Origin of the sequence: Paenibacillus sp. HJGM_3 (assembly GCF_045062745.1) — a bacterium.
GTDB lineage: Bacteria > Bacillota > Bacilli > Paenibacillales > NBRC-103111 > Paenibacillus_AA.
This window is the reverse complement of record NZ_JBJGED010000034.1, coordinates 44,848-66,835: the sequence shown is the minus strand read 5'-3', so window position 1 is coordinate 66,835 and position 21,988 is coordinate 44,848. Positions and strand designations below refer to the sequence as shown.

The following is a 21,988-nucleotide window of genomic DNA, read 5'->3' as shown; positions in this document are numbered from 1 at the left end:
GTTCAGGAGATACGCTTTCGAGCTTACTATAATCAAGTGAAATTACGGAAGAAGGAAGTTATGAGCGGCTTCCATATTTGAACTAACGAAGTACGTTAGTTCAGTCAAGTTATTTACTCCTGTATTTTTGAAAGTCTCAGTTGTAGGTACAATAATAACAGAAAGTCTCAAATGAACTCGCACAAAGTCTCGTTCGTCCTGTTTGGGGTGAGCAAAGTTTTTAGAAAGGCTATGACTCGTTTAACGCAGTATTACAATCGGTTCCTGACGCAACTAGAAGGTTATTGGGTTTCGGCTTTAGACAGTTTACAGTGATGGTCATGATCGAAAACTACTGCCACCATGCACCAGATCCAAGAGAGACTGATGGACTGAAGGAAGAACAACCCTATGCACAAGCTATAATAAGAAACTACTTAAAAGGAGCACCGTTTCTTTTTAATGCAATTGAGGTGTAAGGCTGCCGGGGTACTAGGATCGGAGCCATTTCAGGATTTGAGTTAATTATAATTATTATTTCCCTATATTGTAGATGATCTTAATGCTATGATTGTGTTGCTGTAAAAATAAATCGTAACGAGGTGAGGACAATGAAAACAAAAAAATATACGTCTTGTCCTCATGTTGCTTTTTAGTTATTTTTTTACGAATACATCAGGCTCTGAGGGCAGGATTCACTCTCAGGGCTTTTATATTTAGGCAGAAGGAACGTTTATGCTTTCTTGCCGGTCTATGACAGCCACTTACGGAGTGGCTGTTATTTTTTTAGGACAAAAGGTTGGTCAAGGCAACAATAGTGGTTTTATTTTGATATTGGTTAGGATTTAATCGTTTATCTTTCAAATTGATCTGAACTCTATTAGGGGGAATATGTATTGATTTTGAATTATTTTGGATGGAATTCATTTTTCGCCATGTTCAAGCAGGCTCATACCTGGAGATTAAGGGGCGATCCGTTTCGTCGTTACCTTGTTCCAAAAGATAAGGGGCCCCCTTCATGAGATATCGTTTCAGCTTCGGCATCGTTTCCCGTTACTCACCGCTTTCCAATATGAAAGGATGATGCTTTATCAAAAGACTCGCTCAATATTTTCGCACATTACAATCCGGACAGTCATCTTACAATATGATTTATGAACCTGACCCAACCTATTGGAATAATGATGTCGCCTATTACATTGAACGGACACATAAACTCACACTGGATAAACCATGTATCACCATAAAAATACCTTTTGACCGTCTCGGCTTAGATGAAAATAGGGATCAAGTTGTTCTCTCAGATTTTGCCTTAAGAGAATGGGTTGATCATATTGAGGCGTTAAATGAAATGATTTATAACCGGTCACGACCTGATAAAGAAAATGGGGCTTTTTATTGTTTTCGTCCAACCAATGTGGTGTTGCAACGTAATGCATCCTTTGTCGAAGTCATCTCGGAAAAATGGTATCTATGCTTAATGATTACAGTTCAACTTCCATTCAGGAATAATGATAAAGCTATGCGCATGCTCTGCAAAATGCTTCCAAAAGAAGTGGAGAAGTTTATTGCCAAGTTTGATCTCATCAAATTAAATGTTGCCTATGAATTGGTAAAAAAACAAAATAGGATTCGCGAATGGCTGAAAACCAGTGATTATTGTGCGTTTATTGCGAATGGCAGCATTTTGCCAAGAAATAAAGACAACAGCGGGCCACTGGAGGGTGCTTTGCCTTTTACATCCCCGGAAGATGTTGAAGTTGAAATTTGTGGTTTGCGAGGAATGGGAATAAAACATGGCGTGACGGTCATCACCGGCGGTGGTTATTCGGGTAAAAGCACATTGTTGGATGCACTAAATTCGGGGATTTACAATCACAGCATAGGCGACGGACGAGAATTTGTGATTACAGATCAAAGTGCAATGGAAATATCTGCAGAGGAAGGCCGTCCCATAAAAAATATCAATATTACGCCTTTCATAAAATGGATACCCAATGGTTCGGCTGAACAGTTTTCAACTGACTACGCCTCAGGATCCACATCGCAAGCCGCAAATATTATGGAGGCCATCAACTACGGGTGTAAGCTTCTTCTTATTGATGAAGACAGAAGTGCGACGAATTTTATGATTCAAGACATCAAAATGCGTTCCTTAATCAAGCATGAACCCATTACACCTTTCACGGAACGTGTCAGGGAGCTTTATGAGTCCGTTGGCGTATCTTCCGTTCTTGTTATTGGAGGTAGCGGTGAATTTTTATCTGTTGCCGATCAAATCATCCTGATGGACAATTTTGTGCCCAAAAACGTAACCCAGGAAGCCAAAAAATTATGTGAATCCGACAAACCACGCGAGCGTATTCCCCTTACAAATTGGGAGATAGAAAGAAAAATAACCACCGATCACTTTTCGAGCTATCCACAGGGCAGTGGTACAGAAAAGCTGATGGTTTCAACCATGGGATACATGATGATAGGTGACGAACAAATTGATATCAGAGGGCTTTACAATATCACATCACACGCCCAGCTTGCAGCGATTGCCTTTTTAATTCGAAAAATCGCTATAAGTAATCAGGATCGCCTCATCTTTCTTCATGAAAAGATCAAAAAAGCTCTCGAAGATATGGAGAGAGAAGGCGTGGATATTGTATTTTCTTCCTTTTTTCCTGGTTTCGAAAGATGGCTTGAATTACCAAGAATTAATGAAGTATTATCTGTCATAAACCGAATGAAACATTTGACTTTTATTCAGCCTGAGCCCTCTGAACACCTCTAATTACGACATAAATATAGGCTGTATGCCGTTGAACGGGCAGTAAGAGCGGAATAAATCAATATATCTAAAATCACACTTAAATCCCTTAATTTATTACCCTTATAATATTAGGTAAAAAGAAAGAAGCGAGATTAATGCTAACGGAATGTCCTCGCATTATTCTAATTACCGGAATAATGGCGAGTGGAAAATCAACAGTAGCCCAGTTGCTCTCCGAACGGTACGAGAAATCGGTGCATTTACGGGGAGATATTTTCCGGAGAATGATTGTTAATAACCGTAAAGAGGTTCAACCAGACGCCGGAAGTGATGAATTGGATCAATTACGGCTACGTTATCGGTTGGCCGCGCAATCCGCTGATGCCTATTTTCAAGCAGGATTCACGGTTGTAGTTCAAGATGTCGTAATTGGTCCTATGTTGAATGAATTTATATCTTATATCCAAAGCAGCCCTTTTTATTTGGTGGTTCTTTGTCCAAACTCATCAGTTGTAACCCTAAGGGAATCTGGCCGTTTAAAGAAAGGCTATGGTGTTTGGACCGTTGAAGGGTTGGATAGTCTGCTGCGAAATGAAACACCTCGAATCGGAATGTGGTTGGACTCATCTGAATTGACCCCTGAAGAAACCGTTAATGAAATTATAACGAGCCTGCAAAATGAGGCATTTCTTAAATAAAAGATTGCAGGATAATGCAACAAAAGCTTGCTTAAGTTTAAATTCGCTGATTATAATTTGGTATGTGCGACTGGCGTAAACGTGGAGAACCACGAGGGAGCACATCTATCATCTGCCGTACGCCTGGGCGAAGTATTCGGTCTTAGACTGAATGCTTTTATTTCTTTTATGGGAGATGATGAAATGGAACAGGCACGGCAAGGAAGAAATGTAGCAGTATTCATTTTTGAACAGGTTGAACCTTTGGATTTTGCAGGACCATTTGAAGTTTTTCTTGCAGGAAGTAATAGAGGGCAAGACTTCCAAGTTTACACTGTGGCGGAACATGACAGTCCGATAATTGCATTAGGAGGTCTAAGCATTAATCCGGCTTATACTATCGCTAACTGCCCTAAACCTGATCTATTGGTGATTCCTGGAGGGTGGGGTTCAAGAAAAGAAATGAACAATGAAACGATTACGAACTGGATCCGAGAAGTATCAGATGATATAGAAATCATCCTGTCTGTCTGTACAGGAGCCTTAATTTTAGCAAAAGCCAAGTTATTAGATGGTCTAAAAGTTACAACAAATCGCTCGGCTATTCATGAATTAAGGAATGTTGTACCAACTTCTACTGAGATAATTGAAGAAGCTCGTTATGTTGATAATGGGAAGATTGTATTATCCGCTGGAGTATCCGCTGGCATGGATGCTGCTTTGTATGTTGTAGAAAAATTACTGGGAGAAGATAGAGCTATAGAAGCTGCAAATATTATGGAATATGACTGGAAAAGAGATTAACTAAACGGGAACGATAGTTTTACACTAAACCAAGTTGATACTGCATTTTAGGGGGTTCAAAGTGTTATTTCAATCTGGAAATCTTCGAGTCCGTAAATTATCCAGTAAAGATGCGGGTTACCTGGTAAAGTGGCTTTCCGATCCAACAGTGCTGCAATATTACGGAGGAAGGGACCGTCCTCATAGTTTAGAGATGGTTAGGGAGATTTTTTTTAAAGAGGAAGATGATGAAATAAGATGCATTGTTGAATACGATTCTAACGAAATTGGCTATATTCAGTTCTACGAGCTGGATGAAGAAGGAAAAGAACGATTTGGTTATACAGAGGTTGAAGAAAAAATATATGGTACAGACCAATTTATTGGAGAACCAAATTATTGGAATAACGGGATAGGTAAATTATTAGTTAGTTCAATGGCGGAGTATTTAATAACTGCACTAGGTGCAAGTAAAATCGTTATGGACCCACAAACTTGGAACGCAAGAGCCATTGCGTGTTATGAAAAATGCGGGTTTAGAAAAGTAAAGTTATTACCTAACTACGAATGGACGGAAGGTGAACAACGAGATTCATGGCTAATGGAGTTTTCTAAGTAGTTACATCCCGGGTAGCTATTACGGCAACCGGCCAGCGCTACTCGATATAAGGGAATAGCGGTTGACAATAGTGGCCTATATTCGGCTTCCAGGATAGTGCGACGTTTGCGACAGAAGCATTTAGGATCATTAGAGGCAGGGTTGCGTCGTCTATCCCAACCTCTTTCTATTCATCATGCTCGCTCGCCGGTATTCGCTGGGCGAAAGGCCGGTGCGGCTTTTGAACATGCGGTTGAAGGAGGAGATGTTGCGGTAGCCGACCTGGCTGCCGATGGTTTGGATATGCAGATCGGTATCCAGCAACAGGAGTTGGGCATTTCTCAACCTGGTGTCATGCAGATGCTCGATGAAATTGAGTCCGGTCTTCTCCTTGATATAGGTCGAGAGGTATGAGGGGCTGAGCTGGAACTCCACCGCCAGGACATCCAGCGACAGATCCTCCATATAGCGTTCCTGAATCGCTTTCATGATCTGCTCGACGACAGGTTCTTCGGCGTCCTTCTTTTCCTTGATTAGCGAGGCCGCTCCCTTCAGATAGGCACCGAGCTCTTCGTTATACTCCGTAACCGTGCAACACAAATCCAACCGCTCAGCGGATAGATCCCATTGTCGGACCCGATCGGCAGGTAAGTTGCAGTGGAAAAGCAGCTGCCGTGTCTTGTCGATGATAGCTCCCGCCAAACGACGGAACGCCTCAAGGGAGTTTTCACGAAGGTCAAGTTCCTCGAGTGTCACGTGCGCCAAATTGACAAGTTCCTCCTCGTCTCCCACCATCATCGCCGCCACAAATTTCTGTTCACGTTGGAGCGTCCAGACTACGTCGTCATCGGATTTACCCGCACCAAGCAGGATCTGTGTCTCCTCAAGCGGACGAGCCTGCATGAGTATGCGCTGCAGCTGCTGGTAGGCTTCGTTCAACCGAATATCGGAACCGAACAGGGGGCTGATGGCGACAGTCACAAGTACATGCCTCGTATCCCGGTCGAAGATTTGCTTCAGTCCTTCCAGCAACGCCGGAATTTCGCCGCACGCGAGGCCGGGGACGATGGAGAGAAAGCGTCGCTGCTCCACCTGATAAGTCAATGAAGAAGGAACGTATTCGCCCGTAAGCCGTTCAATCTCCCCAACGATCGCACGCGAAATATCCTCCCTCATCCCTGCATCAGCCGCTAACCGAAAGCGAAGCTCGTAAAGTACGATCGTGTAATGTTCCTCCGACTCTACGAAATCAGCAAAACCTCCATCCCACCAATTAAGGGCGTTCCTTCGTATAGGGATCACTTCTTCTTGCTCTGGCTTGAGCCGCTCATTCCTCTCATTCACATTCACAAGATCTTCAAAGGGTCGAGAGACCGACAACTGCATCTGTCGAACAGGCGTGTAAATGTGCCGGCCCAGCAAATACGCGGCAAGTACCGCTAAACTCATCTCTGCCGCAACAATAAAGGCAATCGTTTGGTCGAGCGAAAGAGAGCTCCCATCCCCTACGGCGCCACGATTAACAGCTTCCAAGCTGGATTCGCTTCGGTCGGGAAACCGATCATCGGATACGTCAACCGGCGAGCCACCCGCGAGGAGAATCGCAGGAAGTTCACGCGTATCCATGGCCGTCGTGTACCTGAAGAACCGGTCCGGACCCATGATGGTCGCATTTACGTCAGTTTGCTCGTCAAGCATCGCAGCTCGCAGCCTGTCGGCGTCGATCATCGCAATCAGCATATAATCCGCGAAAGCCGGCTTGAAGGAATACGGGATTACGGTCATCGTACCTGTCTGATGCCGCGAGTTGCTCAGATGAACAGCCGGGTGCGATTCATATTCCGCTTTCCGTTCATATTGAGTGTTCCAATAGGCAAGGGAGTAGACCTCGCCAGAATAATCGGCAAGCAAGTCGGCTGCCTGGGCGGCTCCATTCTTGTCGACCGCAAGGGATGCGGATCGAAACGTCAGGATGAGATTGTCGATATAGAGATCCGATTCGCCGACGATCCGTAGAAACTCTTCGGCAACGGCACGGGTGTTCAGCATGGCCGGGTCCGTATGCGCAAGGAGCTGTTTGCGGAGCCTCACAACCTGGCGGTCGGTAAACTCCCGAGACAGCACGTCTTCTACCCGCTGAAAATGCGATTGATAGCGCTCGGCCATCATCTCCACGGTCAATTGGCTCATCTGGAGAGCATCAGCCTGGACGTGGCTTTTTACGAGGTAGACAATCAGCACATCGACGATGGCGAAGAGAACGATCATCAGAGCAAAACTGGCGGCGATTCGGCGTTTGAACCCATTCATGGCATGCGGCTCCTTCCTGGACGAACCGATTGTGCCCCTATTATAACGTATGTTGCCAGGGTTTCTTCGAAATCCGACGTTTAAGAGATTGTTGACCGCTGGCCCCCCTATTTACAAACCGTCTAGTAATGAAGTAGCAATTACCCTCGACAAATCTACAAATTTCTTCATATCCGGTGTGATCTTGTGTTGAACCTCGGTCTTCAGACGGGGGCATAAGGACCGAGGTTGGGCGGATTTCAAGAAGCTTTGCACGTTTCAAGGTGCTCTCCTTCACACATTCTTAACAGTCCATTCAGAATGATCGGCAAGGATCGTAGAAGGTGTGAATAGCCCTTCCGGCAGCATCCCGGTAGAATCCATCGGTGGGGATATACCGCTAAGGAGGTGCGCCATACCGGTACGAACCAAATGAAGGTTAATCCAGATCCCTACATAACGATTAGGAAAGTGAGTGAAATCGTGATTACCAGACTTCCAAAACGTATAATCGCCCAAATCACTTCGATCGCACTGGCCGTCGGCTTGCTTGCACCTTCGATCGGTGTCGCGGAGTCAACTGCGCCCGGCACTTCCGTTCCGAACCTTCTGATTACGGAAGTAGTTCCGGACTCATCCAATATCAGCGGTGCAGACGGCTATGAATTCATTGAAGTTTACAACAACACGGATACCTCTATGAATTTTAAAGATTTCGATCTGGTCTACCGTTATCCCGCCGGCACCGAGACCGTTTGGCCGGCGCTTGCCTCGGATATTCCGATTCCGTCCCGGTCGGCCGTCGTGTTCTGGGTGATGAACGACGTCAACGGAAATGTACCGGCTGACAACTTCAATTCGAATTACGGCACCAGCCTGACTGAGCATGTCAACTTGTTCCGCGTCGACGGCGGCGGCGGGATGAGCAACAGCGCCGAGAGGGCGATAGTCATAAAAGATAAGAGCGGCAATGAAATCGTGACCGCTTCTTACCAAAACGATGCGCAGACAGTGGCCAATAAGGGCATTTTCTATAGCTACCCTAGAGATGGCGGCAAAGCGATGGTCATGGGCTCCGCGGGTGTGGAACCGGCTACGCCGGGATCGGTAACGGCGGCCCAAGTGCCGGGGCAGCCCAATACAGAGGTAGATCTGACGCCTCCGCAGCTCATCCATACGCCCATCCCGGCACTGGAAGCGCCGGCTGACACGACCGTTACGGCGCGCGTCTACGACAACAAGCAAGTGTCCGGCGTCAAGCTCTACTATCGGGCGAACGGCAGCGCCGACTTTACCGTAACCGACATGACGTACGGCACGGGGGGCGGCGACGGGTATGCGGAGTACGCCGCTCCGATTCCGAAATCGGCCATGACCGGGGCCCATTATATGGCCTATTATCTGGAGGCTTCGGACGGTGTGAACGTCACCCGCGTTCCGGCGGATCCGAACGATTTCCATACGATCCAGATCGGACAAGCGGGAGGGGGATCCGCTTCGGAATTTCTGATCACGGAGCTTGTGGCGCAGAACGCCGGCGCTGAAGATTACGAATACGTCGAGCTCTATAACAACACCGACCGGAACATCAACCTCCAAGACTACAAGCTGGTGTACGAGAACCGCAACGGCGGCGTAAGCCCCATCGATATTGCGGACGATTTCATCGTGCCTTCCAGGCAAACGGTGGTAGTCTGGCTGCAATCCTTCACCGCCCGGACGAAGACGATCGCGGATTTCAACGCGGTATACGGCTCGAATCTGAATGCGTCTCAGGTGCTGCCGCTCTTCTGGGCGGGCGTCGGCTTGCCGGACGCCGATGAAGGACGCGTCCTGCTTGCCGCCGATGCGACCAATCCGGTTCATCACGCCGCGGCCGGGGTTATTACGCAAGCCTGGTTCAGCATAACCCAGGACGAGGCGATGGACGACAAGAGCATCGTGTATGAATTTCCGCGGGACGGAAGCAACAAGATGGTAGAGCGGGCTTACGGCCAGAAGCCGACGCCGGGCGCCCTCCAGTACGCCCAGGTACCCGCAGCTCCGATCGAAGTGACGGAAGATACCGTGAAGCCTGTTATCGTGGATACGGCTTTCCGCGATGCCACGTCGGAATCGGACGACCCCGACGCCGAAGAGCCGGATGCCGTGTCGTATTCTACAGAGCTGACGGTGGAAGTGAAGGTGACCGACGAGCTTCCCGGCGAGGTGAAGCGGGTCAGCCTGTTCTATAAGCGGAACGGCGCGGCCGCGTACAAGAGGGTGAACCTGCTGCGTACCGGAACGGATACGTATGCGGCAGTCGTTCCCCGTTACGATTTGATTTACGCGGATTATATGGACTACTATCTGACCGCCTCGGACGGCTTCCAGTCCGTATCGACACTGGATAACGGCGGTGTTGCGAAGCGGCTGACCTTCGAGCGTCAGACCGAGCCTTTGGCGCTGAATGTCGAAGCGAATGCCTACATCCGCGGAAGCCAGGTGCTCGAGGGCATCAGCAAGACCGCCGGCAGCGCCATGACGCTGTCGATCGACGGGCAGCCGCTCGACGCGCAGTCTTCGCTGCCGCATGATGCTTACCTTCAGTTCGACGCGCATGACATCGAAGGTCCGGGCTACAAGAACGGCCTGTTCATCAACGATCAGCTGGTGACCTTCCTGCCGGCGGCAAACAATTACACAAAGGTGACGCTCGCACTGCCCAAGGGAATGCTGAAGCCCGGCGACAATACGATCTCCATCACATCGGGGAACAAAATCGACCCGAAGGGGCTGGAGGGCAATAACGACGACTTCTGGCTCGCGAACGTGCAGATTCTGAACTGGAACGGCGAGAATGTCGCGATCACGTCCGCCAAGAGCGTATCGGATCAAGGCGTCGTCAAACCGATCGCCGATCCCGCCGCACGCATTCAATTGAAAGATGCGCTGCCGCAGGTTCATTACACGATCCAAATGCCGGCTGATTCCTTCACGGCGGTATCCGCCACCGTAAATACGCAGGAGCTGCAGGACGGAGAGCACCTCTTCGGCTTGACGGACACGGCCGGTCATCGGGTCGAAACGAAAGCCGTCGTCGACAATACGGCTCCGGTCATCCATCGTCTGGGTGTAGAGGATGGCAAATCGTACAAAGGGCCGGTAACCCTGGAGGCCGACGCAGCCGACAGCACGTCCGGCGTGCAAGAGATCACCGCAGAGTTGGACGGACAAGCCGTTGAGCTTCCCGCCAAGAAAGATCTGGAGAAGGGCACCCATACGTTCGCTGTAACGGTGAAGGACCGCGCAGGAAATACGACGACACGATCGGTTTCCTTCGACACGACCAATGATCGTCCCGACCAGCCTTCGAACCCGCAGCCTTCCAAGGACATGACGGTTCGCGACGGGCATAAAGCGGACCTGAGCGTCCAGTTGACCGATCCGAACGGCGATGCGATGGACGTGACGTTCTATCAGGCGTATAAATACGATTTCGCCGGAGCCTCCGCTTCCGCGATCCATGCCTACTCGAATTCGACCGACCGCGAGCCGCCGCTGGAGCTGGCACCCGAAGGAGAGACGCCGTTCTCGGCCGATGCCATCGCCAACGTGAAGGAGCAGGACGGCAAGTATTTCGTGACCGATTCTCCGGGGCAGTTCCCGTATCATCGGTTCGATTTTACGCTGGAGGAAGATCCCGCGGCGGATGACGAGGTGGAAGTCACCTGGAACGGACACTCGCTGCCGGGCCGCCAAGTGACCATGTATACGTGGAACTACAAGACCAAGAAATGGGTATGGGCGGCTTCGGGCAACGGCGACAAGGATTTCGAACTGAAAGCAAAGGTCAACGCCGGAGACATGGTAAAGGATCGCGTGCTTCATGTGCTGATTCAAGACCTGTTCCCGTCTCCGGACGATGTGGACTTCACATTCGCCTGGGTCAGCGATACGCAGTACTATTCGGATTCGTACCCCGAAATTTACAAATCCATGATGCAATATATCGTGGACCAGAAGGAAGAGAAGAAGATTATCTACTCGATTCATACGGGCGACCTGATCGACGACTGGGACCGGCCGGACGAGTGGAAGGCGGCAAGCGACAGCATGAAGCTGCTGGATGACGCAGGCATGCCGTACGGCGTCGTGGCGGGCAACCATGACGTGCATTTCGCCGAGGCGGATTACAAGGAGTACTATAAGTACTTCGGCCGAAGCCGGTTCGAGAATCAGCCAACCTACGGCGACGATCTGAACAATAACCGGGATCATTACGACCTGGTCTCCCAGAACGGACAAGACTTCATCGTCATGTACCTGGGCTGGGACATTCGGGAGGAGACGGTGAAGTGGGCGAACGATATTCTGAAGAAATATCCTAACCGTTACGCGATCCTGGCGACCCACTCCTACATTTCGCCGAGCGGAGCTTATGGAGCGGACGGGTACGGGCAAAAGATTTGGGATGAAATCGTAGCGAAGAACAACAATGTGTTCATGGTGCTGTGCGGCCATTTCCACGGAGCGGCCTATAATGTCAAGCACGTCGGCGACCGCACCATTGTGGAGATGCTTGCGGATTACCAGTCGGGACGTCAGGGCGGATCGGGCTATATCCGGTTCCTGCAGTTCGACCTCGACAACCAGAAGATTCATGTCAATACGTATTCGCCGTATCTGAATGACGAGAACTTCTACGACGAGCCGGGCAAGGACGAGTTCGACATCGACTACCCGACGCGTCCGGTGGAGAAGCAAGTCGCAACCGATTATATCGGTGTCAATGTGTACACGAAAAAGGTCATAGGCGCCCGCCAGAAGGTGAAGAGCGGAACGACGGCCAGCGAAGACTGGAAGTCCCTGCCGTGGGATAAGGAGTTCAGCTGGTACGTGACCGTGAATGACGGCTTCGGCGGAAGCCGGGGGTCCGACGTCTGGCGATTCCGGATGGAAAAGCCGGGAAACTCCAGGAAGTAACGACTTAGAAAGTGATGGTAACGAGGCAGGCAGGGGGGGAAGCGGTCTTGGCGGACCGCTTTCGCCCGCCGCCTTCCAAATTGCTTGATTCGGAGGGTACGGATATGTTGGCTTGGCTTAACAAAACGCCTGCCGTCCGCAAGCTCCTGACGGTATGGGGCATTGCGGCTCTGCTGGTTATCGTTCTACCGCAAGGCGCCTTGGCGCACATGTCGACCGTCGGCTATTCGGATATTCAGGTGGCGGATCATGCCATCGATTATAAGCTGTATCTTGATCCGGCCGAAGTGGCGCAGTGGGTTGACAGCCACTCCGACGGCGTCTTCGTGCTGGGAGGCGGGAGCGAATCGAAAGCTTCCGGCGAAAAGGTAGGGTGGACGGAAAAGGACCTGCTGCCTATGGTCACCCGCTATCTCGAGGTACGAAACAACGGCAAGACGGGAACTCCCAAGTTAACGGACATCTCGCTGCAGAAGCGGCAGGGTACTTCCTATCTCTATATGAACCTTCACTATGCATTCAACGACCCCGTCGATACCTATACGATCCGGTACAACTTCTTCTTCGACGATCTGGATCCGCAGCATCAGAATTTCGCGACGCTGCATGCCGGCGATGCGAAGACGGACATCATCTTCAAGGCCGGGAACCGCACGGCCGAGGACCGAGCAGCGGCTACGGCGGGCCATCGGGTCACCACGAAGCTGACGGTGCCTGCCTGGGTGATGACCTTCACGGCATACGTCCGTCTCGGCATCGAGCATATCTGGACCGGCTACGACCACTTGCTCTTTATCGCCGCACTCATCCTGCTGAGGCAGCCGGTGCGCAACTATGTAAAGATCATAACGGCCTTTACGATCGGGCACAGCGTGACGATCGCGGTCGCCGCGTTGGATCTCGTCAGCATACCGCCCCGCATCGTCGAGCCATTGATCGCGCTCAGCATCGTGTATGTAGCCGTCGAAAACCTATGGAACAAGCAGCTCCAGTGGCGGTGGGCCGTGGCGCTCGGCTTCGGCTTGATCCACGGCTTCGGCTTCGCCCAAGTGCTGCAAGGCTCGCTCGGCGACCGCTATCTGTTGTCTTTGTTCTCGTTCAACCTCGGCGTCGAGCTCGGTCAGCTCACAGTGCTTGCCGTTCTGCTGCCGCTGCTCCTTCTGGCCAGCCGCACCGCTCGGTACCGCACCGCCGCCTACGCCGTCTCCGGGCTGATCGCCGCGGTAGGGCTGGTATGGTTTGTGGAGCGGACGGTGTTGTGAGGCGGTTCCAATTGTCGAACACCGATAAAAGGTGAAAGAAGGGTTCCTTCAGCCAATTATGGTTGTCGGGACACCTTCTTTTTTAGTTACGCTTTGATCTTTGCACACTAGCCCGAGGCGAGCGCATTTGAGTCACCTTTTCCATAAATAAAGTCACATTATCAAATAGCCGAAGACGGCGGTCAGTTGATTTAATGAAGACAGTGAAGAGGGAAAGGGGGGAACGCAGCATCCAATCGACATGACGGAGGGAGATGAGAGTGAACGGCCGGTACGGGAAGGGGCTGCATAGGCGGAAGAAAAAGGGATCATCCATCTAATTACGTGTGAAAGAGGTGTTCTTATGAAAAAAACGTTATCCATCCTGTTGTTGACTGCGCTGATGTTCGCATCCGTCGTTCCGTTCTGGGAAAAGGCGGCGAAGGCGGCTATCGTTGTAGTGTACGCGGAAGACTTCGAAGACACGAGCGTCGGTCAAGTGCCGGATGGCTGGACGGCCAGTACAGGCGCCAATTTGGTCGGCGTCGTCGAAGACGGTACCGGTAATCGGTATTTGGCATCGACGGAGAACGCCAACAACACGTCGAATGTGGCCAGCGTGAGCTTCTCTCCGGTCTCCTCGACGGTCACGGCGGAAATGCGCATATTGGCCCAGCAGACGACCGGGACGGCGTGGTTCACGCTGCGGGACAGCAGCGGGAACAAGGCGGTCGAGCTTGCGTTCGACCAGAATCGGTTGGCGCGCAAGCTGCCGAACAACACGCACAGCCAGCTGCGTACCTACACCGCGAACCAGTGGTACGCCATTCGCGTGGATATCGATTTGGCAGCACAGAATTACGATGTCGCGATCGATGGGGTTTCGTACGCTGCCAATGCACCGCTGATGAACACGGTTGCCGACGTTGCGCAATTCGACTTCTCGACGTACCGGTATCAGAGCGGCACGTTCCGGGTGGACGATATCGAAATCAGTGGAGAGAATGCGGTGCCGCAGGCGTCCAATGTCATGATCGCGGGCTCGCCCGAACCGGGTATGACGCTGACCGGCCAATACGCGTACACTGATGCGGAGTCGGACGCAGAAGGTGCGACAACGTTCCAATGGTATCGGGGGACATTGGCCAATGGCTCGAACAAAATCGCCATTAGCGGCGCCACATCGCAAACGTATACCGTGACGGCCGGAGATGAGGGACAGTATTTGTTCTTCGAGGTAATACCGGTTGCGGCGACGGGTGCCGCTCAAGGTACGGCCGTGCTGAGCGCTTCGTTATTGATCCCGACAGCGGCCGTGTATTCGGAGGATTTCCAGGGCACTACCGTCGGTCAGCTACCAGCGGGGTGGACGGCCACCACCGGCGCGAATGCCGTGACGGTAGCGGCCGATAGCGGGGGCAACCGGTATTTGAGCACGACCGAAAACGCCAACTCCGTTACGAACGAAGCTAAAGTCGGTTTCACGCCACTGACAGATGACGTTTCTATGGAAATGCGCATATTGGCCCAGCAGACGACCGGGTCGGCCTGGTTCACGCTGCGGGACAGCAACGGAGTAAAGGCGGTCGAGCTTGCGTTCGACCAGAACAGGCTGGCTCGCAAACTGCCGGACAATACGCATAGTACTCTGCAGAACTACACCGCCAACCAATGGTACGACATTCGCGTGGAAATCGATATGTCTGCACAGGTTTACGACGTGGAGATTAATGGAGTCCCAATGGCGAGCGGCGTTGCTCTAATGAACGCTGTCAGCGATATCGCCGAGTTCGGAGTTTCGACATACCGGTTCCAGAGCGGCACGTTCTTGGTAGACGACATCGTGATCGACGAGGAAGATTACGTACCGCCGCCGCAGGACCCGAATACGCACACCGGCTCGTGGGCGATGCGTTACGTCTCGGAAGGCAGCGGGCTTTGGTCCGGGCCGCATCAGGTCGTACAGGGCTTGCAGACTAACACCGTTTATAATGTATCCGCTTGGATCAAAGGGGTTAGCGGCATCAAGCTCGTGGCGAACACGACGAACTGGGCAACGATGATCGGGTCGAGTGCATCGGTTGCCGCCAACAATACATGGCAGCAAGTCTCGTTCTCGTTCAACTCGGGCTCTAACACGGCGATCGTCCTGCAAATTCAGACCACAGTAACGGGCGAAGGGGCGCTGTACATCGACGACTTCTCTTTGAACGCGCAGGGCGGCGGGTCTAATCTCATCTTGAACCCGTCGTTCGAAGGAGGCAATACGAGATGGAATGAAGTAAAGTCGCCTTACTTTATCGTGCGTCCGGCCATCGACCCGATCCCGGCTCCGCCGGCGAAGCCCTACTACAAGGGGGCCTGGTCCACGTATGAAGCGGAATGGGGACTGTTAGCCGGAGGTGCGACGCTCCGCACCCATTCGCCTGCGTCGGACGGCAAAGTGATCGATCTCAATGCAGTTAGCGAAAGCGTCCAGTTTACCGGTGCAGACGGGGGCAACAAGCTGAATCTCCGCTATTCGTCGCAAGCGGCAGGCACGATCAGCCTGTATGTGAACGGGAGCGACGCCGGCAATATTACGCTGGCGAACACTTCGGGCGCTTACGCGGAGCTGAGCATGCCGATCTCCATTGCGCCCGGGGCGACCGTGAAGCTGCAGTACGACAGCGGCGACACGGCCATCGGTTTCGATCTGCTGCGCATCTACTACCAGTATGAAGCCGAAAGCCTTACCCTGGGAGGGGGCGCGACGTCGTACGCGGATCCTTATGCATCCGGCGGCAATGCTGTCGGCGTCACGGCGAGCGGTGCCCAGGTCACTTTCACGAATGCAATGGCGATCGACGAGCTGGCCATTGGCTATGCGGCGACGAGCAGCGGCAGCGGCAGCCTTTACGTGAACGGCACGCATGTTAAAGATATTTCCTTCGCGGCTTCCGGCGCGATGAGTGGGCAGAACGCGTATTACGAGCAGAGCGTCTATGTCGACATCCCTGCAGGTGCTCAAGTGTCGGTACGGAGCAATGCGGGAGTGACGCCGTTTAATTTGGACTATATCAAAGTGGTACCGCGGAAGACGTACGATTCCAGCTACACCGACATGCCGGACGCTCCGACAATCATCGGAGCTTACGTAGGAAACAGCGTGTCGGGCGCCAATCAGTTCATGGGCTGGCTCGGACGGAACGATGTCGCTTTCCTCGGTTACGGCGGCGACGCGAGCTGGACCGACTTCAATAACAGCATATCGTGGGCGTCGGGCAGTGCCGTGTGGGGGCAGCTGAGCAACCGGATTTTGTGGTCCGTGCCGCTAATCCCGCATGAACGCCCGATGACCGGACAGTACGCCAACCTGGAGGACGCTGCCAAAGGCGTTTACAACGCCCGATACAAACGGGCAGCCGAGGTGTTGCTGTCGCGTAACGCCGATTTCGATGAAATTTATATCCGCACGGCTTGGGAGTTCAACGGGGGTTGGTTCCCGTGGACGATCGTCGCCGGCTCGGGCGAAATTCAGGAGAAGAAGCTTCAGGATTTCATCGGCGCCTATAGACAGTTCGTCAAGACGTTCCGGTCGGTATCGAACAAGTTCCGCTTCGACTGGTGCTTCAACGTCGGATCGCCGCCGTTAGGTCCGGAAGGAGCCTATCCGGGCGATAACTATGTGGACATCATCGGCATGGATATTTATGATGAACAGAACTACTCGCACATCTCCGATCCGGAAGAGCGGTTCCAGTATGCTCTGACGCGGCCGTACGGGATGAACTGGCATCGCGATTTCGCTTTGGCGCACGGGAAGAAGATGGCTTACTCCGAATGGGGAGTCGGCGGCAACGGTTCGGGGGACAGCGCGGACTACATGGAGCTGATGTACAACTGGATCGACTCCAACGACGTGGTGTACCAGACGTACTGGAACGCCACCTCCTCCTACAACGGCAGACTGAGCGACAATCAGTACCCGCAGGCGGGAGCCGTGTACCAGGATTTGTTCGGCAGCTACACCGGCGCTCCTCCCACGCAAAATACGACGGGCAATGTCATCGTGGGGGTGACGAGTCCGCTCGATCGGGGCGAAGGAGGCCAGCAAATTACGGTCACGACCATGCCTGCGGAGTTCAGGGGAATTGCACTCGACCCTGATGGTAATCCGTATGTGACCGGCGTCACCGTTACGCTGCAGAACGGCTCCGGTCAGTACATCAACCTGTCGAACGGAGCAACGAGTTCCACTCCAGTGTACAATAACACCACGTATAACAGCGGTACGGCCTACTGGAGCGTATCCTTGAACAGCCTCAGCTTGCCGGACGGGAATTACGCGATCCGGGTGTATGCGGATGACGGGGACGACAACATGATCGGCATCTGCAACTTCACGCTCGATACGTAGCGGAAAGAGAAAGGAGTTAAGCGCCGGCAAGGTGCTAACTCCTTTTTCTTATGGGCAGTGTTACGCAACTTTCCAAGTGCTGGAAGTGTAAAAGAATAAGGGGATAAAATGGTTACGTTCTAACTACATTCCCCGTAAGGGAGGAGATCACATAAAAAAGCTGTTAATACTATGTTCATCTCTAGGACTTCTTTTAGGTTGTTCGCATAGTGAAATGAAGCCCGATAGCCCAATACACACCACTCACCTGATGAAAGTCTCAATTGATCAACAAGATTACAAGCGCTTTACTCAGTTGTTTTCTGAGGGTAGGGCAAATAGTGTGCAAAAAACCGAATTTGAAGGGTTCAAGACACTAACCCCCGCTAGGACAATCTTCACTAATTATGAATTGTTAAGGTTTGATAATGGAAATATGCTTTTGGTTAGACTGACTCCCCCAAATGAAGATGGTGAAATTGAAATTGAGGATGTGAAAATAGTTCCAGAGGAAATGAAAAGGTTATTTGCCGACGAATAATTCAGAAGCTGTTGAGCTCTAACGTAGCGATATATTCCAGGAGGAGTAGCAATGAAATCAAATGTCTCGGAAATTGTCGTTGTCGAACGCCCTGAGATGAAGGCAATCGTATTGCGTACGATCGCTAACCAACGTGATGTACGTCAAGCATGGAAAGAAATTGAAAACGTTATGGCGGATCACTCTGGTAGGCTGAATACAGACGAAGGGCTAGTATTCATACCGGAGTGGCAATGGGCGACAAGGGTCGAAACCCTGTGGGTAGGAGTGGAAGTCAGATCTCTGGATCGTGTTCCGGAAGGGTTTGAAACGATAACCATCCCAGCTAAAAAATATGCCAAAACTACAGTGCGCGGTGACCGCAGTCAAATGGATCGCACTTACGATTCTTTGTGGAAATGGTTTGAAAGTGTGGGTTTTGAAAGAGATATGACAATAGGTTCGTATGGATATGAGATGAATCGTCTCATACCGGTAAATCCATTTCACATACCTGCAGATGTAATCGAGTATTTTGATTTCGATATTTATGCACCGGTAAAATAACGGACTCTATAAGTTCTACGAAAAGAGGACCGATGCAGCATTAGCGCTGCGCGGTCCCTTTTTTACTAGTCCGTCGATAGTAAAGGAAACGCCGGACACCATCTTTACGGTTGAAGCGTAATCGAAGCGATGCTGCCGTTTGTGCGGAAATCGTTGGTGTATGCGATCGTGGCAACCGCGTTCACAATCGTGCCGTCCGGCCCCTTCACCTTGATCGTCGGATTCGAGGTGTACCCCGAGCCGGGGTTGGTGATCGTGATACCGGTCAAGACCCCATCGGTCACGACGGCGGTGGCCGTTGCCCGTTCGTGCTTCCAGAGCTGGCCCTTGCTGCCGTTATAGCGGTAGTAATTGGACACTTCGTCCAAACGCTCATTCGTAATGCCGTAGGGAGCGAGGATGCTCATCAAGGCGGCTTTGTTGCGCTGAGCCTCTTCGGCCGTCGGGCCGCGATCCAGGCCTGCAGGCTTCACACCGCTGAACGCCTCTCGGAACACCTCCGTCGGGACGCCGAGGGCGGCTGCGATCAGGACGACCGGACGCCCGTGATCGACGGGATCGGTCTCGAATCCGCCGGAGATGGCCACCGTTTCATCGCCTTGCGGAGTGGCAGCGGGCTCGTGATTGGCCCCTGTGCCGCCCGGTGCAGGTGCGGGACGACCGCCGCGACCTCCGGGACCGTCGGATCCGGCAGCAGCGCCTGATGCAGTTGGATCTTGGCAAGGCTGGTCGCCATTCCTCTCACCCTTCCGTTCTCCCTGTTTAGGCTTTCCTTGCCCCGGAGGCTTCCGCTGGCCATCTTCCCGAGGCGGGGCTTTCTGCGTGCCTGGGTCAGGCGCGGTGTCGGCAGTCGCGACAGGGTCCGCCGCCAGCGCTTGGTTCCAACCGATCGCACTGCCTCCGCCTACTACCAACAGGGCTGCCACTGTTCCAATAACCATCGCTTTCGTTTTGTTTTTCATTTTCCTCGTTCCTCTCTTCATTTGGATTGTTCTTCCTTGACCCCTATCCTACAGAGACTTGGTGAAAATATGGTGAAAGCCGCAGGTCGTTCCGTTATACTTTTTTAAGAATCCTATTATTGGAAAAGGGGCTAAGGTATGAAGCTCTTGTTGGCGGAAGACGACCTGCGGTTGGGCGAGCTCACCGTGCACTTGCTGAAGAGGAAAACCGGCTGCACGATCGACTGGGTGACGACGGGGAGCGAAGCGTACGACTATGCGCAAGCTTCCAGCTACGACGTGGTCGTGCTCGACTGGATGATGCCGGAGGGAGACGGCCGCGAGACGTGCGACCGGTTGCGCAAGTCCGGGTACGGCGGAGCGATTCTCATGCTGACGGCCCGGGATGCGCTGCAGGACCGGGTGGAGGGGCTGGATGCGGGAGCCGACGATTATTTGGTGAAGCCGTTCGAGATGGATGAGCTGCTAGCGCGATTGCGGGCGCTGATGCGGCGCACCTTCGTTCCGCTGCAGGAGGATGTCATCCAGGTGCAAGATCTGGAGCTGCGGCGTACAAGTCAGATCGTCGCGTGGGGGGATCGAGTCATCCAATTGTCACCGCGCGAGTATCAGATTTTGGATCTGCTGCTGCAGAACAGAGGCCGCACCTTGACCCGCGAGGTGATCCTGGACAAGGTCTGGGGGCTGGACGCGGACGTGAACCTGAAGACGATCGACGCCACCGTGAAATTAATCCGCAAAAAGCTGGAGCCGACGGAATCCCGCGAGCTGATTCAGAGCGTGAGAGGCGTGGGGTACAAAGTCGATGCTTAAGTGGAGTTCGATCTCGAAGCGGCTCCTCGAAGCCGATCTGTTCGACCGGACGCGCCGCACGCTAACCCTGCAATACAGCGGGATGCTGATCCTGTTCCTCAGCCTGTTCGTCCTAATCGTTTATAGCCTGCTCTACCTGTTCATTTGGAACGATCAATTCCACCGTTTGAACGAGCTCGCGAACAGCGAGATCGACACTTTGCAGAGATGGGCCGATAAGGAGAGCGATCCCTATCGGCGTCCGCCGCGCGAGATCGAGGATGCGTTCTCGATCAGTTCGGACCAGTCGTTCTACTATTGGATCGCCGAGAACAGGAGCCTCCAGCTGGGGGATGAAATCCAGCCGGAGCTTCGCCCCCAGGTGATGGACCAAATCGCGCAAGGCCGGGTCAAGGGGAAGGGCATCAACAAGATCGCCCTGCAAACCGTAGTGAAGCCTTCTGCCGGGATGAAGGAGAGGCAGGAGGAGCAAGCCCGCTTCATCGTCGCCGTTCGGGAGCTAACGAAGAAGGGGGAACGCATCGGCACCTTGTACGTGGGCAAAGAAGTCACATTCCAGCATGACCTGTTCCGCTGGCTGCTGCTCCTCTTGATCGGGCTGGCGCTGCTGTTCTTCCTGCTGGCGCTCTGGTTCAGCCACCGGATGGCGCGGCGAGCGATTGTCCCCATCGCTCAGGCCTACACCAAACAGCGTGAATTCGTGGCCGACGCCTCCCATGAGCTGCGGACGCCGCTCAGCGTCCTGCTCTCCTCCATCGAGGCGCTTCAACTGGAGGAGGCGCTGGAGCGCGAGCCGTTCACCCGCCAAATGCTGAACGGGATGAAAGAGGAGGTCCGCTCCATCACCAAGCTGGCCGCGGGATTACTCCAGCTGGCCCGTTCCGACTCCGGAGAGCTCGTGCTGAACCGCTCGCGATTCTCGCTGAACGACGCGGCGGCCGAGGTCATTCGGAAGCTTCAGCCTTTGGCTCAAGCCAAGGATATTACGCTTCGTCTCCATGCACCGGGCGCGATCGAGGCGGATTGGGATGCGGAGAAAATGAATCAATTGCTCGTCCTGTTAATCGATAATGCCATTAAATATACGCCGGAGCGGGGGGACGTGGACGTGAGACTGGCCGAGAGCGCGGAAAAGGGGACGCGGTGGCTGACCGTCGAGGTGCAGGACAGCGGGATCGGCATCGAGCCAGAGGCTCTTTCGCGCATTTTCGACCGGTTCTACCGGCAGGACAAATCCCGAACTCGCCAGGAGGGCGGGCACGGGCTCGGCCTCTCCATCGCCAAGAGTCTCGTGGAGGCCGGACGGGGAACGATTCACGTCGACAGCAAGGTAGGCACGGGGAGTACGTTTAGGGTGAGATTGCCCCTGTAGCGCGGGTTCCGCCGGCGGAGCCGGAGCCTGGTCAGATGGGGGGCTATCGGGATCCAAGTAGGGGAACGCGTGGTGACAGTGTC

13 protein-coding genes and 1 riboswitch are annotated in these 21,988 nt (G+C 52.7%); of the genes, 11 read left to right on the top strand and 2 right to left on the bottom strand.

Translation table 11 applies throughout. The annotated features are described in order from the left end of the window. The first annotated feature begins 1,126 nt into the window (after positions 1-1,126). The 4 genes from ACI5FR_RS28660 to ACI5FR_RS28645 all read left to right on the top strand — a co-directional run bounded on the left by ACI5FR_RS28660 (position 1,127) and on the right by ACI5FR_RS28645 (position 4,819). Positions 1,127-2,761, top strand: a complete 1,635-nt coding sequence (locus ACI5FR_RS28660; protein WP_405460892.1) for a P-loop domain-containing protein — start codon at positions 1,127-1,129, stop codon at positions 2,759-2,761. Positions 2,762-2,895: 134 nt separating this feature from the next. Then, positions 2,896-3,438 carry an AAA family ATPase gene (locus tag ACI5FR_RS28655; RefSeq protein WP_405460890.1) on the top strand — a complete coding sequence of 181 codons (543 nt, stop codon included), beginning with the start codon at positions 2,896-2,898 and terminating at the stop codon, positions 3,436-3,438. A gap of 56 nt (positions 3,439-3,494) precedes the next feature. Next, positions 3,495-3,574, top strand: a riboswitch (ZMP/ZTP riboswitch). Between the two features lie 47 nt (positions 3,575-3,621). Beyond that, positions 3,622-4,221 (top strand): DJ-1/PfpI family protein, encoded by a 600-nt coding sequence (locus tag ACI5FR_RS28650; protein WP_405460888.1) that lies wholly within the window; start codon positions 3,622-3,624, stop codon positions 4,219-4,221. A 61-nt stretch (positions 4,222-4,282) separates the two neighbouring features. Further along, entirely contained in the window at positions 4,283-4,819 is a 537-nt protein-coding gene (locus ACI5FR_RS28645; protein WP_405460887.1) for a GNAT family N-acetyltransferase, read from the top strand. A gap of 150 nt (positions 4,820-4,969) precedes the next feature. Here ACI5FR_RS28645 and ACI5FR_RS28640 read toward each other — a convergent pair whose 3' ends face one another. Further along, the gene (locus ACI5FR_RS28640; protein WP_405460885.1) at positions 4,970-7,108 is read right to left on the bottom strand and encodes a helix-turn-helix transcriptional regulator; all 2,139 of its coding nucleotides are present in this window, start codon (positions 7,106-7,108) and stop codon (positions 4,970-4,972) included. A 462-nt stretch (positions 7,109-7,570) separates the two neighbouring features. Between ACI5FR_RS28640 and ACI5FR_RS28635 the strand changes: the two genes are divergently transcribed. From ACI5FR_RS28635 to ACI5FR_RS28615, 5 genes are all read left to right on the top strand, one after another. After that, complete coding sequence (locus tag ACI5FR_RS28635) at positions 7,571-12,052, top strand: lamin tail domain-containing protein (protein WP_405460883.1); 4,482 nt, start codon at positions 7,571-7,573, stop codon at positions 12,050-12,052. A 104-nt stretch (positions 12,053-12,156) separates the two neighbouring features. Next, positions 12,157-13,314 carry a HupE/UreJ family protein gene (locus tag ACI5FR_RS28630; protein ID WP_405460881.1) on the top strand — a complete coding sequence of 386 codons (1,158 nt, stop codon included), beginning with the start codon at positions 12,157-12,159 and terminating at the stop codon, positions 13,312-13,314. A 343-nt stretch (positions 13,315-13,657) separates the two neighbouring features. After that, entirely contained in the window at positions 13,658-17,692 is a 4,035-nt protein-coding gene (locus tag ACI5FR_RS28625) for a glycosyl hydrolase (RefSeq protein ID WP_405460879.1), read from the top strand. A gap of 214 nt (positions 17,693-17,906) precedes the next feature. Continuing rightward, complete coding sequence (locus ACI5FR_RS28620; RefSeq protein WP_405460877.1) at positions 17,907-18,212, top strand: hypothetical protein; 306 nt, start codon at positions 17,907-17,909, stop codon at positions 18,210-18,212. Positions 18,213-18,263: 51 nt separating this feature from the next. After that, positions 18,264-18,758 (top strand): GyrI-like domain-containing protein, encoded by a 495-nt coding sequence (locus tag ACI5FR_RS28615; protein ID WP_405460875.1) that lies wholly within the window; start codon positions 18,264-18,266, stop codon positions 18,756-18,758. Between the two features lie 104 nt (positions 18,759-18,862). Here ACI5FR_RS28615 and ACI5FR_RS28610 read toward each other — a convergent pair whose 3' ends face one another. Beyond that, positions 18,863-19,720 carry a hypothetical protein gene (locus ACI5FR_RS28610; protein ID WP_405460874.1) on the bottom strand — a complete coding sequence of 286 codons (858 nt, stop codon included), beginning with the start codon at positions 19,718-19,720 and terminating at the stop codon, positions 18,863-18,865. Between the two features lie 138 nt (positions 19,721-19,858). Between ACI5FR_RS28610 and ACI5FR_RS28605 the strand changes: the two genes are divergently transcribed. Next, entirely contained in the window at positions 19,859-20,533 is a 675-nt protein-coding gene (locus ACI5FR_RS28605) for a response regulator transcription factor (protein WP_405460873.1), read from the top strand. Continuing rightward, positions 20,526-21,905 carry a sensor histidine kinase gene (locus ACI5FR_RS28600; RefSeq protein ID WP_405460871.1) on the top strand — a complete coding sequence of 460 codons (1,380 nt, stop codon included), beginning with the start codon at positions 20,526-20,528 and terminating at the stop codon, positions 21,903-21,905. Before ACI5FR_RS28605 ends, ACI5FR_RS28600 begins: the two co-directional genes overlap by 8 nt. The last annotated feature ends 83 nt before the right edge of the window (positions 21,906-21,988 follow it).

Bases quoted from the DNA above. Each gene is read 5' to 3' on its own strand.
- ACI5FR_RS28605 (WP_405460873.1), top strand. From the start codon at position 19,859: ATGAAGCTCTTGTTGGCGGAAGACGACCTGCGGTTGGGCGAGCTCACC.
- ACI5FR_RS28620 (WP_405460877.1), top strand. From the start codon at position 17,907: ATGAAGCCCGATAGCCCAATACACACCACTCACCTGATGAAAGTCTCA.
- ACI5FR_RS28630 (WP_405460881.1), top strand. From the start codon at position 12,157: ATGTTGGCTTGGCTTAACAAAACGCCTGCCGTCCGCAAGCTCCTGACG.
- ACI5FR_RS28660 (WP_405460892.1), top strand. From the start codon at position 1,127: ATGATTTATGAACCTGACCCAACCTATTGGAATAATGATGTCGCCTAT.
- ACI5FR_RS28600 (WP_405460871.1), top strand. From the start codon at position 20,526: ATGCTTAAGTGGAGTTCGATCTCGAAGCGGCTCCTCGAAGCCGATCTG.
- ACI5FR_RS28640 (WP_405460885.1), bottom strand. From the start codon at position 7,108: ATGAATGGGTTCAAACGCCGAATCGCCGCCAGTTTTGCTCTGATGATC.
- ACI5FR_RS28610 (WP_405460874.1), bottom strand. From the start codon at position 19,720: ATGAAAAACAAAACGAAAGCGATGGTTATTGGAACAGTGGCAGCCCTG.
- ACI5FR_RS28625 (WP_405460879.1), top strand. From the start codon at position 13,658: ATGAAAAAAACGTTATCCATCCTGTTGTTGACTGCGCTGATGTTCGCA.
- ACI5FR_RS28615 (WP_405460875.1), top strand. From the start codon at position 18,264: ATGAAATCAAATGTCTCGGAAATTGTCGTTGTCGAACGCCCTGAGATG.
- ACI5FR_RS28655 (WP_405460890.1), top strand. From the start codon at position 2,896: ATGCTAACGGAATGTCCTCGCATTATTCTAATTACCGGAATAATGGCG.
- ACI5FR_RS28650 (WP_405460888.1), top strand. From the start codon at position 3,622: ATGGAACAGGCACGGCAAGGAAGAAATGTAGCAGTATTCATTTTTGAA.